At 55.4% G+C, this 17,473-nt stretch carries 10 protein-coding genes and 1 pseudogene; 5 read left to right on the top strand and 6 right to left on the bottom strand.

The window, feature by feature from the left end:
* The first annotated feature begins 152 nt into the window (after positions 1-152).
* Positions 153-1,964, top strand: a complete 1,812-nt coding sequence (locus tag PHA81_RS11150) for a formate/nitrite transporter family protein (RefSeq protein ID WP_273836830.1) — start codon at positions 153-155, stop codon at positions 1,962-1,964.
* Between the two features lie 384 nt (positions 1,965-2,348).
* On the opposite strand, the gene PHA81_RS11155 is transcribed toward PHA81_RS11150, so the two are convergent.
* Positions 2,349-3,656, bottom strand: a complete 1,308-nt coding sequence (locus PHA81_RS11155) for an IS4 family transposase (protein ID WP_273836831.1) — start codon at positions 3,654-3,656, stop codon at positions 2,349-2,351.
* A 1,089-nt stretch (positions 3,657-4,745) separates the two neighbouring features.
* Between PHA81_RS11155 and PHA81_RS11160 the strand changes: the two genes are divergently transcribed.
* Positions 4,746-5,357 (top strand): cyclodeaminase/cyclohydrolase family protein, encoded by a 612-nt coding sequence (locus PHA81_RS11160; RefSeq protein ID WP_273836832.1) that lies wholly within the window; start codon positions 4,746-4,748, stop codon positions 5,355-5,357.
* A gap of 80 nt (positions 5,358-5,437) precedes the next feature.
* Here PHA81_RS11160 and PHA81_RS11165 read toward each other — a convergent pair whose 3' ends face one another.
* Positions 5,438-6,433 (bottom strand): transposase, encoded by a 996-nt coding sequence (locus PHA81_RS11165; RefSeq protein ID WP_273836833.1) that lies wholly within the window; start codon positions 6,431-6,433, stop codon positions 5,438-5,440.
* A 102-nt stretch (positions 6,434-6,535) separates the two neighbouring features.
* On the opposite strand from PHA81_RS11165, the pseudogene PHA81_RS11170 reads away from it, so the two are divergent.
* Positions 6,536-7,255 (top strand): annotated as a pseudogene (locus PHA81_RS11170) (TrkA family potassium uptake protein); the annotation flags it as partial.
* A gap of 219 nt (positions 7,256-7,474) precedes the next feature.
* On the opposite strand, the gene PHA81_RS11175 reads toward PHA81_RS11170, so the two are convergent.
* A complete protein-coding gene (locus PHA81_RS11175) occupies positions 7,475-8,299 on the bottom strand; it encodes a CPBP family intramembrane glutamic endopeptidase (RefSeq protein WP_273836834.1) in 825 nt (274 codons plus the stop codon).
* Between the two features lie 301 nt (positions 8,300-8,600).
* On the opposite strand from PHA81_RS11175, the gene trkA reads away from it, so the two are divergent.
* Both trkA and PHA81_RS11185 read left to right on the top strand, forming a co-directional pair.
* Positions 8,601-9,935, top strand: a complete 1,335-nt coding sequence (gene trkA, locus PHA81_RS11180) for a Trk system potassium transporter TrkA (RefSeq protein ID WP_273836837.1) — start codon at positions 8,601-8,603, stop codon at positions 9,933-9,935.
* 2 nt (positions 9,936-9,937) lie between these two features.
* Positions 9,938-11,425 (top strand): TrkH family potassium uptake protein, encoded by a 1,488-nt coding sequence (locus PHA81_RS11185; RefSeq protein WP_273836948.1) that lies wholly within the window; start codon positions 9,938-9,940, stop codon positions 11,423-11,425.
* Positions 11,426-11,860: 435 nt separating this feature from the next.
* On the opposite strand, the gene PHA81_RS11190 is transcribed toward PHA81_RS11185, so the two are convergent.
* The 3 genes from PHA81_RS11190 to PHA81_RS11200 form a co-directional block, all read right to left on the bottom strand.
* On the bottom strand, positions 11,861-13,405 hold the full coding sequence (locus PHA81_RS11190; RefSeq protein WP_273836838.1) for an alkaline phosphatase family protein: 1,545 nt from the start codon (positions 13,403-13,405) through the stop codon (positions 11,861-11,863).
* Between the two features lie 73 nt (positions 13,406-13,478).
* Positions 13,479-14,537, bottom strand: a complete 1,059-nt coding sequence (locus tag PHA81_RS11195) for a lysylphosphatidylglycerol synthase transmembrane domain-containing protein (RefSeq protein WP_273836840.1) — start codon at positions 14,535-14,537, stop codon at positions 13,479-13,481.
* A 496-nt stretch (positions 14,538-15,033) separates the two neighbouring features.
* Positions 15,034-16,842 (bottom strand): ABC transporter ATP-binding protein, encoded by a 1,809-nt coding sequence (locus tag PHA81_RS11200; protein ID WP_273836841.1) that lies wholly within the window; start codon positions 16,840-16,842, stop codon positions 15,034-15,036.
* Between the last annotated feature and the right edge of the window lie 631 nt (positions 16,843-17,473).

Here is a 17,473-nt window from a genome sequence, read left to right on the forward strand (position 1 = left end):
CATTGGTCATGTACGACTGCTGTCGGCGGGATGCCGTAATCTCCGTGACTCGGTTCCGCTACGCTACACAAGAGCGACCCGCCTTCAGGAGCGATGTCTGTGGTTCCATCAAATACCAAACGCTTAGTTCCACTGCGAGTACGGTTCCAGCAATGACCGACATGGACGACCCCGACCCAGAGAGAGCGGTTCGTGACGCCATTGATCGGTCCGAAAGCGGTGTACCGGCGGCCGGGGCGGTCGTTCGCGACCGATTCTCTGCGGACGAGGTCTTCCAGCGCATCATCGCCGCCGCCGACGAGGAGGTCACCTCCGGGAGACGTGAACTGTTCTTTAGCGGTCTCGCCGCCGGCTTTGCGATCTCGATCACTGTTCTGTTGACTGCCTCGTTGACTGGCTCGACCGACGGCAATCCGGTACTGAGCGCGTTGCTATATCCTCTCGGATTTATCTATATCATCATCGGCGGTTATCAGCTCTACACGGAGAACACGCTTCCCCCTGTTGCGCTGACCCTCGAACGGTTGGCCAGCATCCCGACGCTGTTGCGCCACTGGCTCATCGTGCTCGCCGGTAACTTCGCCGGTGGTGCCGTCGGCGCGGCGGTGCTCGCGTGGGGCGGCGTGTTCACCCCGGAAGCGGCGGCCGCGGCGATACAACTCGGCGAGCATGGCGTCGAGACGCCGTGGTGGAGCACGTTCTTCAAAGCCATCTTCGCCGGCCTGATCGTGGCGGGCGTCGTCTGGGTTGAGTACGCCTCACGCGATACGATTTCACGCCTCGTCGTTGTTTATCTGGCCTTCCTCTCGATTCCGCTGGGCGACCTGTTTCACGTCGTTACCTCGTTCACCGAGATGCTCTACGTGGTCTTCGCCGGCGACCTCGGTCTCATCGTCGGAATGACGCAGTTCGTTATTCCAGTACTGCTCGGCAACACCCTCGGCGGCATCGTGTTGGTGACCGTCGTCAACTACTTCCAGACGACCGAACACCGCCTCGAATCCGCCCGGTTCGAGGGCGCGAACCGCCAGCTCTCGATACGAGAATGGGCGCTCGGCGGTCTCGCCGGCCGTTCGTACGTCCCGATCCTCAACACCAGCGAGGAGGCCGTGCCCGACGACACCTCCTATCGGGTACTGGTCCCAATCGGCAACCCGCGCACCGAGTCCGGGGTCGTCGAACTCGCGTGCATCCTCGCCAGCGAGCGCGCGCCAGCAACCGTTCACGCAGTCCATATCGTCCAGACGCCGCAGGCGTCGATGAGCTACGACCGCGACCAGCACGAACGCATCGTCGCCGAGTCCGACGAACGCATGGAACACGTGCGCGAGACAGCGGAGTCGTACGACGTTCCCTGTGAAACCTCGACCATCGTCTCCCATCGTTCGTTCGAGGAGATCTTCGATACCGCCGAGCGTGAGCACGCGAACCTCGTGGTGATGGGCTGGGGGGCCGACCGGCCATGGGGAGCCGCCCGTACCGACCGTCCAATTGGTGAGTTGACCAGCCAGCTCTCAAGCGACGTCCTCGTGCTCAAAGACCGCGGCCACGACGCCTCGCGGGTTCTGCTCCCGACTGCCGGCGGCCCGCCGTCGGACCTGAGCGCCGAAGTCGCCCAAGCACTCCGCTCGTCGGTTGGGTCGGAACTCACGCTGCTCCACGTCGTCGACGGTCCCGACGAGCGCGAGGCGGGCGAGGAGTTTCTCGCGGACTGGGCTGCCGACCACGACCTCACTGACGCCGTGCTGACGGTCGATGACTCCGGCGATGTCGAAGGTGCAATCGGCCGCGCAACCACTGACCACTCGCTGGTGCTCGTGGGCGCGACCGAGGAGGGGTTACTCTCGAGGCTCGTGGCCGATTCGTTGTACTTCGACGTCATCGACGAGGTTGAGTGCTCGGTGTTGCTCGCCGAACGGCCGGGCGGTCGAACCGTCCTCGAACGCCTGCTCAGTCGGTGGTAGCGCCGTTGCGAACGTTCTGACGAACTCGACCCACCTGGTTGACGCCCGAATATCCCTGTGACCGCCCCGGTCGTGGGCGGTGGCGCTATTTCACACCATTTCATTTTACCCTGAATGAATTTGAGATAATACGACGGAGAGTGCCTTCCATTTACTACAGGTAGAACTGAGCTAGAATGAATGTTGGGCTGTGGATGATAAGTCGAGCTAGCCGACATCAGCCACAACCAGAGTGTGGGTGGAGCAGGATCGAAACAGCCAAATCTAACGACTGTGAGCCGAAGCACACACCGAATACCACCCCTTCCTCGTAGTTAGGTTCCTCACGAAGGATGTGAGCCTCCACTCCCTCTGACTGCTGCATTATTCCGGCCTCATTCGTCTTTAGCTAACTCCAGCGGTTGACTGAGTGGCGGTAGCGAACCGCTCCTGAAGGACTGGGCGTTCCTGATGGATTTTCTGTGCGTCAGCAGCCATCCGGTCTAACAGCGGCGGTGGCGAGTAACCAAGGTAGTCGCTGAGTCGCTTGAGAATTTGCTGGGCATGCGACCGAAAGGTCGCCGCCCAGCGTTCTGGTGGGAAGACCGCATCATCGTCCGCGTGTTCGATCACCAGATCCAGCAACTCGCGATTCACCAACAGCGTCAGCACCGCCGCATACAGCAAAATCTTCACAACTGCAGGATTGCTCGTGTCGAACTCGTCGAGGTCGTACAGCGTCTTCAGCTCGCGGAACAGTAATTCCACCGCCCACCTGCAGCGGTACAGCGTCGCTATATCCGCGGGCAAGAACCACTCCCGCGGCAGATTCGTGATGTAGAAGTGGTAGTCGTCGGCGTCCTCGTTGCGGACGCCGACGACGCGGAACCGCTTCGTATCCCACGAGCGCGTGCCCGCGTACGGTCCACGTCTGAATTCCACTTCGACCTCCACATCGACGTACTTTCGGTGGAGATCCTCCGCAATATCGAAGACCTCCTCGCCTTCCAGCGGAATGGCGCGGCCGCGCCATTCGCGCAGTTCTGCGACTATCCCCGGCTTCGTGTTGGTTTTGAGGCGACTCACGAAGTAGCCGCCGTTCTCGTCGATCAGCGCGAAACGGCGGTACTTGAAATACGCCAAATCGAGGATCAGTAACCGTCCTTCGAGCCACGAACCCGTGCTGAGCTCGGTGCTGTCGTGGGGGCGTTCGCCGGTGATGGAGATTTTCTCGATGGTTCGGTCAGTGACGTTGTGGAGCAGGTGGAGCTTCGCTCCAGCCTGCTCCTCACGGAGTCCCTGATACTCCTCGCGCAGAAATCGATGCAACCGAAGGATAGTCGCATCGGCGACCATCACGTCTCTGAATCGGTCGAACTCGTCGTTGACGGTGTGTGGGACGACGACCTCGTCGAGCGCGAACTCGACGAGGTCGCGGAGATATGCGGCGAACAGCGGTGTCAGCCGCTGATAGAAGCCACCAGGAGAGAGCGTTTTGTCGGCAGTAGCGTTGTAAGCACGGCGGAAGGCAGCGAGTGATCGGCTCTCGCCAGCGGCGAAGCCGAACACGAACGCCCAGACCATCGCTGAAATCTGGAACTTGCTGTCGCGTTCGACCACGCCGACCGTCTCGGCGTGGTCTTCGAGTGCAATCGATGGAAAGAGCGTAGTGAGTCGCTGTTCAATCCGACGTGAGGAGGGTTTCGAAGGCATGGACACCTGACCCTCCTCATTCCACTCACGAACCAACTTCGATAGCAGCCGCAGTCATGCGATTCTTCGCTTAGCTAAAGACGGATGATTCCGGCCTCATTAACACAGAATCATCAACATTACACAGCCAGACCACCAAAGACTGAGATGAATCGGGTTCTATTGAATCGCTATACGGCAGCGTAATAGGGCCGCAAATCAGAACGTTTTGTCACTATCAATGTATTTCGCTGTAACACAGAAAAGCGTCCAGACAAGTCATTTATATCTCCAACCGCTATGACATATCATGGCACACGTACCAGAACAGCCGAAACAGTACGTCTGTGAAGGATGTAATATCATCTATGCCGGACTCGTCACTGGAGGCCAACGAGAAGATCACACCTATGCTCCCCCTGAGGAATGTGCCGCCTGTGGGAGTACTGAATTTGTTGAAAAAGTAGACTACCCTACTCATTCGGAGTGACTATGCAAATACGGGACGATATAATCGCTAAAGAACACTTTTTTCCGCCAATCCCAGACGAACATCTCTGGACAATAATTATCATGCTCATCGCACTGCGAAATTTAGGCTGCCGATATCGATTTTGAGTCCGGCCGTGCATAAGCGGTCTACCCGCCTGATTCCAGTTTCGTACTAGTCACACATATTATTGCACCTGTGGAAGATGTAGATACTGTGTCTGTGAGGAGTCCCGTAAGGATGTTATGCACTCCTGACAGTACGTGTAAAATTTCTCATTAGTAGTACCACACTCTGGACACGCTATGAGGGTGGATCCCCGAGATGGATTTTTAGTGGGTGTCTCAGTACCGCTATTGGATACGGACCCCATACCATGTTGTTTGTTATACTCCAACATATCTCTTCCGTTGGTGCCGTTACAATGATGAAATCGTCGTAGGAAATGCGGTAGAACAGGATCTCAAGTCTTATACGAGATTCATCAACGATTCTCTGCGGACGACATCGTAGGTTGAGACAACCTACATTCGGTGATCCGAGCGGATTCGGGGAGGCCAAGTCTTTGGTGTTTCGAAGTCACAGAGTAGATACTTGACCCGCACTACCGGAAGGCCAGTATGAGCTTCGCCGATCAGACCATCAATGAGTTCCTTGAAGATGTTGCGGCAACCACTGTGACTCCAAGCGGTGGTGCGGTCGCCGCCATGAGTGGTGCTTCCGGGGCGGCTCTTTGCGAGATGGTATGTATCCATACGATCGAACAGGAGGACTACTCCGAGGTACGCCCGGAGATGGTGGATATTCGTGATGATCTCGAAACACAACGGGTTCGTTTGTTGGAGCTCGCAGACGAGGATTCGATAGCAGTCGATGAGTTACAGGCAGCGTTCGAAATACCGAGAGAAGAGGATCGCGCCGAACTGATACAGGAAGCGTCACACCGCACTACTGAAGTACCACTTGAGGTAGCCGAGAGGTGTCTCAATGTTCTCGAACATGCAAGAGTGGTAACGGCGAAGGGAAATCGAAACACCATTGCCGACGGTGGAACCGGTGCGTTTCTTGCTCACTCAGCCGTTCAGGCATCAGTACTCATCGTACAGAGCAATTTGGAGCTGATCGAAGATGTGGCTGCTGTCACGGAGATCGAGGAACGCTCAGGTGACATCAGGAAGGCTGCCGATGAAGCGATGACTCAGGTAAAAACAAACGCTGAGCATGCTGGTTGATTGATCTGCCTCACTCACAGTCTGTTGGTTATGCTAATCGGCCACATGGCTTTACTACTCAGAGGGACCCTGTTCGGTAATTACCACGGCTTTGTTTTCCGGAGGTTGGCGCTTGGATCGTCGAGACGGTTCGCCAGTGCGGTGAGAAGGCGGTCGATCAGGACCAACCCGACATGTGTTTCTACCCGCCGGCGGCCCTGAACCCGGAAGTCGAGGCGTCGGTCGTCCTCTTTGAACGTGCTGAAAAAGCGTTCGACGGCGATTCTGCCGTCGAACGCGTCACTGAGCGCATCGCGGTCGAGATGGACATCGTGTTCTTCGACGGTGTCTTCGATTCGGAACACGATGTCGAGGGGATCGGCCGTGTTCCGCGAGTTGTACGTGCAGACCGGCAGGATCTGCCGGTCTACACATCGGTCGTGAAACTCCAGCGTATCGAACGCTGAATCACCGAGAACAACCGTGACGTCCGTGTTCTCGACGAGACGCTCGAAGCATTCGAGCGTCGCAGTTTCGGGGTGCTGTTTGCGCTGGACCACGACTGCGCCAGCGGGGAGGTCGCTGGCGCAGTCGACCGCGACGAGCAATCCGTAGCCGTAGACCCACTCCTCGGCGGCTGATTCCCACATCCATACACCGTCAGGATCGGTACGCGCACACGGGAGATGCGTTGAATCGAACGCGAAGCGATCGCCATAGAGGCCGACCGAATCGAGCAACTGCACGATTCGGTCGAAGACGCGCTGAATGTAGGGTCGGAGCCTGTTCCAGCACTCCCAGATAGTGCTGAGGACGGGCGTCTCATCCCCGAAGTCGCAGATGAGACGCCCGATCATCGAGTCGAAGCATTCCTCAAGCTCGCGGAACTGGAACTTCACTTCAGCCGTGCAGAGCAGCAGTCCACGGAGCATCTGTGATCGGTCATACTTCGGATTGCGGCCAGGACCATTGTCCATCCACTCGTCGAGAAAATCGAGGTCAAGCGTCGCGATGACGCGGCGCTTTGCCGACCGCAGCACCTTTGCAACCGGCGTGTCATCCAACACATCGGCCGGTGAGACGGTTTGAGAGGACATACTTAAACCGCCACTGCCGGCCACTTTTGCCGTCTCATCCGTTTACTGAATCAGCAGACGGCGATACGATCACGAACCGCGATCAATTACCGAACAGGGTCTACCGTAGTGTTTGAAGGAGGATTCGCTAGACATATCGCCGAAAGTCTCGACATCATTCCCATGCGGGTTCTTATCATCGGTGGCGGGCGGGTTGGCCGGGCGCTTGCGGTGCGTCTCGAAGACCGCGGAGAGGATGTTGTAATCCTTGACAACCAGCAAGCAGCGGTCGAACGTGCCCGTGGTGATGGCCACACGGCCCGGGTGGGCGATGGCACCGACATCGACATACTTCAAACGGCGGGCGCGGAGAACGCCAAGATTCTCGCAGTGGCAACCGGCGACGATGACGTGAATTTGTTAGTGGCCCAGCTCGCGGGCACCACCTTCGATATCGAGCAAGTCATCGCACGGGTAAACAATCCCGAGAACGTCGACGCCTTCGAGGAGCTGGGCGTGCGGACCATCTCGTCGTCGCTGGCGACTGCATGGGCCATGGATAACACTATCGAGCGCCCCGCACTCTCGAACTGGATGACCGAAATCGGCCGTGACGGCGACGTTCAGGAGATCGAAATCACCGCCGAGGACGTGATCGGCCGGAGCGTCGACGACCTCGGGTCGGAATTGCCTGATGGGTCGCTAATCGCATTAGTGGGTCGTGATGGGGATACTGGCATCCCCGACGGCGAATTCAGGTTCGAACACGGTGATCACGTTACGATCCTCGGACGCAAGGAGGCTGTCCACGCCGCGCTCGAACGCCTTCATCCCCATGAATGAGCCACAAGGTTCGATCGGACCACGGGTCAGATCGAATTTCGATGAGCAGTAGGCCTGCTCCAGCTGCGCAACGCCCAGTCGAGTAGCCTCCCGAGCGATCGTCAAGGTCCGCGAAAGCAGACTCCGGAGCACCACGTGGCGCATGTAGAGCAACTACGCGCCGATGACGAGGGAGATCGCCGTATGACCGGACAGCATGTCGATGCTGAGCGTCGTCGCCTATGATTCGTTCAGAAGCTTGGACTCAATCGCTGGACTAATACCGAGATCTCCAGCCCTCCACCAAATATATGCCAATATGACAAGTGCAGCCGGCAATTGGAGTCCGGTCTGTATGAGACCAGTCCGTCCGATGAGCCAGGAAGGGCCGTGGACGGTCAACGAGAGAACGGCTACTGACGGGTCAGCAGCTGTCGGAAAGACATATGTGGAGACGAAATTGAAGCCGGCATGAATGCCGATTGGAAGGCCAATTTGGCCTGAAAGGAGATACGCGAGACCAAGCAAGAGTCCGGCACTCAAGAAGTGAAAGCCATTGATGAGTGCCGGTGCTGGATGCGAGACTGCAAATAAGAGGGCGGAAGCACCCCATGCAGTAGCGATCGTTGACGGCTGTGGTATCCGGTGAAGATTGAGCCCTTCGAGAGCGTTCGTAAGCACATATCCTCGGAATACAAGTTCCTCGACGATTGCAATACCCATAGTAATGACAACTGCCAACCCAACATCTTGGAGATAGGCAACTGTGGGAGTATATCCCAGTTCGTCAACAGTCATCCACCCGCCAGCGAATCCTAGTACCGTTGCTACGGCAGGGATTGCACCACCAATCGCGAGTCCGACGATCGCGTCAATCACCCAGCGGCGGTCAATCTCGAGTCCAAACTCGTTAATGGATCTCTTATCCAGGTAGGTTGCTGCCCCGAGCATCAATCCGCCTGTACAACAAACGAGAAGCACGCGAAGCATAGCGGAACGGAAAAGGCTGTCGCCCGTCGGCGCTACGAAAACTGGGATCGAGACGAAGATGACGAGGTAGAGCAACAAGAACACGTATATCCGGGGAAATGAACGTAGTCGCTGCTCTCGCTCGTTCCATGTGAGCACCCGAAGACGACGGAAACATTCGTGTATGTACGGATGCAACTATATCTCTTGCCGACTAGTTGGTTTGCCACTACTTAAACAGCTCTACGCGGTTTGGGTGACAGCGTCCAAAATCGCTAATCGGTGATGAATCCATCGGATCTGTCATTTGAAAGAAGGAACTACTAAAGGAGTACGTACAGAACCTTACTTATGATCACCATACCGACCGTACGTGAGGGTATGAGGTAGAATCAGTATGCGGGTAATCATTGTCGGTGCGGGTCAAGTCGGTTCCTCGATCGCCGAAACCCTCGATGGGGATCACAATATCACCATTATTGATACTGACGGGGAACATGTCGACTCGCTCGCGAACTCACTCGATGTGCTCGCTATCGAAGGCGACGGAACTTCCCTCGGAATACTCCGTGAGGCTGGCATCGAGCAAGCCGACTTGCTCATTGCGAGTACTGACAACGATGAAACAAATATCGTTGTGTGCGGGACGGCCAAAACCGTCAGCGACGCCTTCACCATTGCCCGAGTCCGGTACGTGGATTACCTCGAAACGTGGCAAAGTGCGGAGGGTACCTTTGGCGTCGACTTTTTGGTAAGTATGAACCACCTGATCGCCGAGACGGTCGTCCATGTCGTTGGTCTCCCAGCCACCAGGGATGTTGCTGTTTTCGCCAGCGGGCGTGTGCTGATGGCTGAGTTCCGCGTCCCGACAGCGAGTCCTCTCGCCGGGCAGACAGTAGCTGAAGCCGACCGATTCGAGGAATTGACGTTCGCGGCACTCATCCGTGAGGAAGATCTGATTATTCCCGACGGTAAAACGACTATCGAAGGAGACGATCGGTTGGTTGTGATCGGGAGTCCCGAGAGTGTTCGCGGGTTCGCCGCAGCGTTAGCCCCCGAGGATGCTAGCGAGAACAAAACCGTAGTCATTATCGGCGGTGGAGAAGTAGCCGTTCAGAGTGCCCGACTGTTAGAAGAACGCGGTTTTCGTCCTCGGCTCATCGAACCCGACAAAACGCGCGCCCGTGAAATTGCTGAAGTTCTTCCGAAGACGACTGTCATGAACCATGACCCGACCGACCGTAACTTCTTAGAGCGTGAACGCATCAACGAGGCCGATATCCTGTTCGCTGCGCTTAACAGCGACGACAGAAACCTGCTGGTTTCGCTGCTCGCAAAGCGCCTTGGTGTCAAACGTACCATCGCAATCACAGAGAACGGCGAATACAGTGATTTGTTCGAGGCCGTTGGTATCGATGTAGCAGTCAACCCCCGTGACGCGACCGCTGAGGAGATCGTCCGCTTCACCCTCGAGTGTCGCGCCACAAACATCGCCATGGTCGCCCATGACCGCGCGGAAGTGCTCGAAATCGAGGTTGACGTTGAAAGTACACTTACCGAGCGCCCAATACGCAATGCGACGGCTGACCTTCCAGTTGGGGTGACCATCGGCGCAATCGACCGCGACGGGACGTTCATCACGCCCCGTGGCGACACTGTAATCGAATCCGGCGACCACGTTGTCATTTTTGCGGAGTCCGCTAACATCGATACTGTCGCCGAACAGGTGTGAGAGTGCGACTCGGAGTAAACTGGCGAACGAGTCTGGCCCTCCTTGGAACCCTTCTGAAAGCGCTCACTGTTCCGCTCGCTGTCCTTATTGCGATCGCGCTCATCTATCACGAGCCGGTTGTTCCATTCGCTGTTCCCCTTTCGATCACTCTCATTATCGGGCTGGGTTTCGAGCGCCTCGAACGGGATGATCCCGGCCCACGAGAGGCGTTCTTGTTGGTGGCACTCGCCTGGCTTTCGGTTGCCCTCGTCGGGATGATTCCATTCGTGCTCGCGGGTGAGGGAACGCTCGCGCAGCCTACCAACGCCCTTTTTGAATCAATGAGTGGGATTACGACAACTGGGGCAACCGTCATCAGGGACTTCAGCATCCACTCGCAGTCGATTTTACTGTGGCGGAGCGCACTTCAGTGGCTTGGTGGACTCGGTATTCTGCTGCTCGCAGTTGGGCTGCTTTCGGAACTGGCAGTTAGCGGCGCACAGCTCATGGAGACCGAAACCCAGACGAGAACTGTCACAAAGCTCACTCCACGCATTGCCCAGACTGCACGTCTCCTCGGAGGGCTGTATGTTGGCCTCACCGTTCTCATGGTTGTCTTCCTCCTTGTGCTCCAGATAGTGGGGTTGGCCCCGGCGATGACTTTCTACAACGCGGTTGCTCACGCGCTCACGACTGTCTCGACCGCCGGTTTTTCGCCGGAGGCTCTGAGCATCGGCGCGTTTTCATCAGCTGTCCAGTGGGTCGTCATCCTCTTCATGTTTGTCGGTGCGGTCAACTTTGTTTTGTTATATTATCTCGTGCAGGGCGACGTTTCGCGGTTGCGTGACAGCGAGGAATTTCGATTTTATGTCGGGGTGCTCCTTGTGGCGACTGCCCTTACCGCCTTGGCGTTAGCGCTCAACGATCGGTTTTCAACTCTCACAACTCTGCGGCATGCTCTCTTTCAGGTAGTCTCGATAATCACGACGACCGGCTATGCAACCACAGATTTCGCCACCTGGCCGGTCCTTTCGCGCCATGTTCTCTTTTGTGGAATGTTCATTGGAGGAATGGCTGGTTCCACGACCTGTTCGATTAAAACTGTGCGCTGGCTTGTCGTCGTTAAGACATTCCGACGTGATCTATTCACCTCAATACATCCAGAAGCTATCTCACCCGTGCGGCTCTCCGGGGAGCCAGTGGAGGAAGACTCGATCCGAGACGTCTACGCCTACACACTGATTAGCATCTTCGTTTTCGGGCTGCTGACTGTATTTATCCTTGTCGACGCATCGAGGGCGGAGATCGCTATCAGTGAGTTCGAGGCAATGAGTACGGCGGCTTCAACCTTTTTAAATATCGGACCGGCCTTCGGCTTCGCTGGTCCCTACGGAACTTATGAGGTGTTTCCTGTTTCAACGAAACTAGTAATGATCATCCTCATGTGGATCGGACGTATCGAAATCATCCCTGTTCTCGTCCTATTCACCCCCGCATTCTGGCGTTCATAGGTACAGCATGAGCGTGACCAGTCGTGAAAGGACAGATAGGCGAGTGAACTGCCGAGAGTATTGACAAATTGAACTCTTCCTTATGTCTACCGAAATCACCACGGTAACCGTAATGCGACTACCAGCGAGTACACTGCAACAATAAAAGAGTAGGCAAAAAGCCCGATTAGTAGAAATCCACCTACATCTCTTTGTGTAGTAATAGCATATATTACCAATAGAAATTCTAAAGCCAAAAATATCGCCGTCATCAATTTCAATCTGAAAGAATAGCTATCAAATATCGCGGCCTGGCTCATATCACGATACACCTAACTACTGAATAGGGCGTTGTCGCTAAAAAGTCGATGATATTCTAACACTCGATCACAGTCATTTCCACTTCCGTAAAGAAAATTGACCAGGAGACGGCAGAAAGCGTGGATTCCCGGTCAGCTATTCCATATACCCGAGCTGTTCAAGTCGGTCCACAACACGGTCGGAACCTACGCCCGTTCTGTCATCGTTTACGACAATTGGTTCCCGGGTACCCATTGCGGGTTCCGCTGTAAGAATTGGGAGTACGTCACCATGCATATCAGTTGGTATGTCAACGCCGTTGCTGGCCAGTAACGTCGGCGCGATATCAAGAATGTTGATCGGTTCAATCTCTCCTGAAGAGTTGAAATCGGGACCGATAGCGACGAAAATGCCGTGTGGCGTGTTTTCGGCGGCCCAGCGATCGGGTTCAGTCTGAATTGTTCCGCCGCCAATGCCGTCATTGACATGTACACCCGGTCGCTGATCGATGACGATATCGGGACCGTCTGCTACGTAGGGATCTGTGTAGATGTCCTTGCCTCGGTGTACCGACGTAAATAGCGCTCCCTCGTCGTCCGTAACTGTCCGGAGGTCGGCAATGAGATTCTCACGTATTTCCTCGACATCGAAGACAGGATTGAGGTAGATAGGTCCCTGCGAACTCGCCACCGCTTTTGTCTGACTGAGATCGATCGCATCGAGCTTCCGGCCGCGTTTCGCGCCCGCCTGCTGTGGGACCATCTGCTGGAACCGTTCGGGAACAGTACGCGCGAGGAGGTCGACAACGCCAGCACGCTTTGCGAGATCCAGGGCCGTCTCTCGGTCGAGACCGATGGTTCGTAGGATGTCCTCGACGGTTCGTCGCCGGGCTTGATAGCCGTTCGCGGCTAGCCATTCGTTGATGTAGAACTCCGTTGTTGTCGGCGCACTCCCGTGATCTGAGACGAGTACCAGATTGGTGTTGTCGAGCTCGACGAGCTTCCCTAACCATTCATCGACAAGACGCCACGCCCGCAGGGTTGGCTTGTCGTCCCAGAAAAAGTGGTGGAGGACGTTGAGATAGAAGAGGGTCACATGCATGAAATCAAGATTTTGCTCCTCGAAGAGATGGAGTGCGACCTCGAAGCGCTGTTCGAGCACCGAGAGAATCGCCTCAACTTCCTCACCACGCTCTTTGTTTGATGACAGGAGCGGATCTGGGTGGACTTGGTAGTCAAATCGGTTTTCTATATCCTCTGCAAGGTCTGTTGGGGACGTATAACCAGAACTGATCGACCGATACTCACCCTCAACAGTACTTGGACCACCACAGACGAGGTAGCCATCGAGGTCTCGTGGAGGATACATCGTCGGCATGTTGACGACGCCGGTCGAGTGGCCCGCGTCGTTGAGATAATCCCACAGCTCTGCGGTTTGGAAGTCCTGTCGATCAACGGTTACAATGGTATCGTTGGCGAGATCGACTCGCTCGAACCAGAATACTCCGAAGCTGCCGGGATCTTTCCCCGACGAGTAACACTTCCAGTTCGGAAAGGTTACTGGCGGCAGACAACTGCGACTCTCAGCCCAAGCACTTTCGGATCGGATGTCTGCGAGGTTTGGTAGCTCACCTGCCTCAATCCAGGGATCAAGCAGCCGCCAGCTCGCTCCATCGAGCCCTACGACGAACGTTCGGGTCATATAATTCGAACCCGGCTGCGATGCTTATGATTTCTGCTTTCACAAATCTTTCGGCGGCATCGATGAACGACGGCTATTCGTCGGGTGATGGCGGTGTTCCGGCGGACTGGTCCCGATCGAGGGAAAGTTCAGCGAGATCAACTTCCAGCATCGGGATCCAGCCAAGGAGGGCAGCCAAATACACCCCGAGAAAACGGTCGAGCAACACGACCGGAACGGCAACTGCTTCAGGAATCCCTAGCGCAACGAAAACCACCGTCGCTGAAGCTTCAGCGACGCCGATACCGCCCGGTGTCAACGGAAGCAGCGTAACACTGTAGGCGGTTACCAGAACCACCGGAAGCAATACTGCTGGTGTGAAACTTTTTCCAAGTGTTGTCAACAGGAGCCAGACGCGGATACCCGGAAAAACCATCAGAGTCCCGGTCCAGCTGAGCAAGTAGATTGAAAGGAGCCACGGGTTGCTCGATAGTTCCTGAAACACGGCAGCGGCATTCGCCGTAAACGACGGGAGACGATTGGACAGGCTGGCTAGTCGTTTGCCAATGATAGGTACGTCCGGCAACCCGTGGCCCACCGTGATAGCGAGACTTGAGATGACATTTAGCCGCCGGCCCGCAGCGAGTACCAAGGCTCCAATCACCACGTACAGTCCGGCTGAGAGGCCGAGGACGATGAGGATCCCACCAGACAGTTGATTCGCGAAGATCGCGAGTCCGGCTACGGCAACTGCTCCGTAGAGGATCGTATGTAACCCCGTACTCAGTCCGGCGATCGAGACTGCTTCACTCCAGTCGTGATCCGTGTAGTGATAGATAGCAAGCGGCGCGAGCGATTGACCAGCGACCCGTGAGGGGAGAAGGTGGTTGACGTACTTGATAACGAGTTCGATACGGGCAGCAGTGAAAATGTGGGTTTGACGACGACCATTCAGTAGAGCGTTCCACATTGAAAACCGACAGACGAACTCTAAGCCGGTAGCGCACAGAACGACCGCGAGAACTAGCAGATCAACACGAGCAAGCAGATCTATCGTTCGATCCCACTCGGTTTGGGTAACGATCCATGCCAGTGTGCCAACTACGAGTGAGTATTGGAGCAGTTTCAGCCCGATACGTTTCGTGCGCGCCATTATGCATTACGCAGGATATCAGTACTGGCAGATGAGTGGAATCCCTCGGCATCCAACAGGTCAGCAACGAGTGCTCTCATCATCGATGCTTTCTGGAGGTGGTTTCCATATTCGTATCGCGTCGACTCGTTCTGATTCGTCCAACGTGCGTGATTTGCTGCGTCGCCGTCGATTGGGGCATGTGCCGACGACAAGGAAAGGTCCGAAATCTGCGGGAGAGAACGATAGGAAAACGATTCATACAAGCCAGATCAGGGCCCAACGGGAAGTATGTTCTCGTCCGTGGATCCGGCATGCCGAATCCGCAACTCCCGGTAGGATTCCAGTGGACCGACACACGGGGTGTCATAGAACTCTTCACGCAGCACAGCAACAGTCCGAGAAACGCTGTCTGAGGAACGGCCAATATCACTGAGGTTCAGTGCAGGTGGGAGCACGCCTCTTAGCCCGAAGGTTGAAACCATGCCAACTGTTGTATGACCTCCGTATCACATGATCAATCTCTGGCTTGAATCGCATACAGTTCCGCATACTTCCCTTCATTGCTAACCAACTCCTCGTGTTCGCCCGCTTCGGATATTTCCCCGTTTTCCATCGTATAAATCCGGTCCGCGTTCTTTACGGTCGAAAGTCGGTGGGCGATGGTGACAATGATGTACTCGCGGTCCATCGTCTCGATAGCATTCTGTACTTCCTTCTCCAAATTCGAGTCGAGATCACTCGTCGCCTCGTCGAGAATCAGGAGGTCAGCATCTTCGAGGAGCGCCCGCGCGAGCGCAACTCGCTGTTTTTGTCCGCCGGAGAGACGAACGCCTTGGTCGCCAAGAAGCGTTTCGTAGCCGTTTGGCAGATCATCGAGGAACTCGTCAACCCGTGCGATTTCACAGACGCGTTCGATTTCTTCTTGAGAGGCTTCTCGATCGGCGATTGTGAGGTTGTATTTGAGCGTGTCGCCGAAGATGAACGGGTCCTGTCGGACGACCGCGATGTGCTCGCGCCAGTCGTCGATGTCCATCTCATCGATGGGGGTACTGTTCGCTCGAATCCAACCGTCCGTCGGCTCGTACATCCGCGAGAGCAACGAGACGATGGTGGACTTCCCGGCTCCCGATTGACCGACGAACGCCACGAACTCACCTTTGTCCACTTCGAAGTCGATGCCACGAAGCACGTCTTCCTCGTCATTGTAGGAGAACCACACGTCGTCGAAAGTGAATGTTTCGACGCTTTCGGGCGCGGTCTTACTGGATTCGTTTGGCTCCTCGTGGCGGCCCAATTCCTCAATGAATCCCTCCGTCCTAACGAGGTGCGGAAGGTCGTTTTCAACCTGGTAAAATAGTTGATTAGCTGTGCTCACCCTCGGACCGAGCCGAAACATGGCGAAGAGAAAGAGACCTAACGAGCCCAGCGCAAGGTCCGCGAAGGTCAACGAGAGATAAATTAGCACGAATACCGAAACCGAGACCGACAGATTGTAGAAATTTTGAATCGCGGCTTCGTTACGACGCAGTATAATACGAGACCGCGTGTACTGCTTAACGGCACCGAGAAAATCGCTGTAGAGTTCGTCGGCGACCCCGAAGATGCGGATATCCCTAATCCCTTGGGTTCCGGCCTGTGCTGCCTCTTGTCGTCGTTCGTTCGCATCGGCGACCTCGTCCCCGATATCGTATCCCGGCTCGACGATGCTTCGCAACAGGAACGTGACACCGCCGAGGATGATGCCAGTAATGATTGTGAGCATGGGAGAGACCGCGAACGCGATAAGGACGTAGGCGAGCGTGAGAAACGACTGTTCGATAAGCCGGATACCACGCTGGATGACCCGTCCCGCATAGAACGTCTGAGTGACGATCGCGTTCAGAATGTCGTCGGAGCCCTCTTCATCGAAGTATGAGACCCGAGCGTCAAGTGCGCTACCGAACGCTCGGGTCTGCAAATCCCGGATGTAGTACGTCCTGAGCGCTTCCCGAAACCACGCGACGAAAAAGCTCGACGTATATCGGACGGTCATGACGAGTCCTACGCCAGCGACAGCCGTTCCGAGCGTGAGTGGTATGTTCAAAAACTGGTAGGTAGTGGCGAATGCGCCCGCCAGACCGCTGGACTGTGAAGCCCCATCACCCCCAGATTGGACTAGCTCGATGATTGGGACAATGAAGCTCAAACCAATGCCCTCCAAAATCGCAGCAAAGATGCTGATTCCAATAATTCCAATTGTGAGCTTTGGATTGTACCTGGCAACGCTGATTATCGCATTCGCCTTTTCTTTTCTCGAAACATCCGTTGTATCGATATCTGGCATAGTAGGGCGGACTGGAGTGACGAACTACACTCTGGAGGATGTATAAACTCACTCATTCCGGACTCCTGCGGTTCTATTGAACCCGACGATGGCGTAGGGACTGGGGCTAGAATCGTGCGTATTTCCGGCTGTATTCAGCCACTCGCTGGGAAGATTCTGCAACCTCCAACAGGAGCAGAGATAACCCCGAATTGATCGCGAGCGGGGACCAAACCTGTCCTCGCTCGCGGCATCGCTGACGAAACCAGTGAGATGAATTCCCTCGATTTCTCATTGCAGTAAGCTGATTCTAAGGGTCCATCTCGTTGCCCTCTGTGGATTCAATGAAATTCTATAAATGGTTTAGAGTTAATCAATCCTACATCAACTGTCGGCCACACTCCTGACAGTACTCTAGGCGTTCATCGACTTCGGCCCCACAAGCAGGACATTCATACGTGACCGAAAAGAACAGTGAATTCTGTCTGAACCGTCGATAAAGTCGTTTTAGAGACACCATGATCCCATAGCAACCAACGTTAATCATAGGCCTTCTGTTACCACTCTCCACAAATAAATACCAAACTTACTTAACCGATAGTGGATGTAATCTTGCTTTACAAAATGGCGTCAGTATTTCTCCAGTAAATCA

It is taken from the genome of Halococcus sp. PRR34, assembly GCF_028617175.1.
GTDB classification, from domain to species: Archaea; Halobacteriota; Halobacteria; order Halobacteriales; family Halococcaceae; genus Halococcus; species Halococcus salifodinae.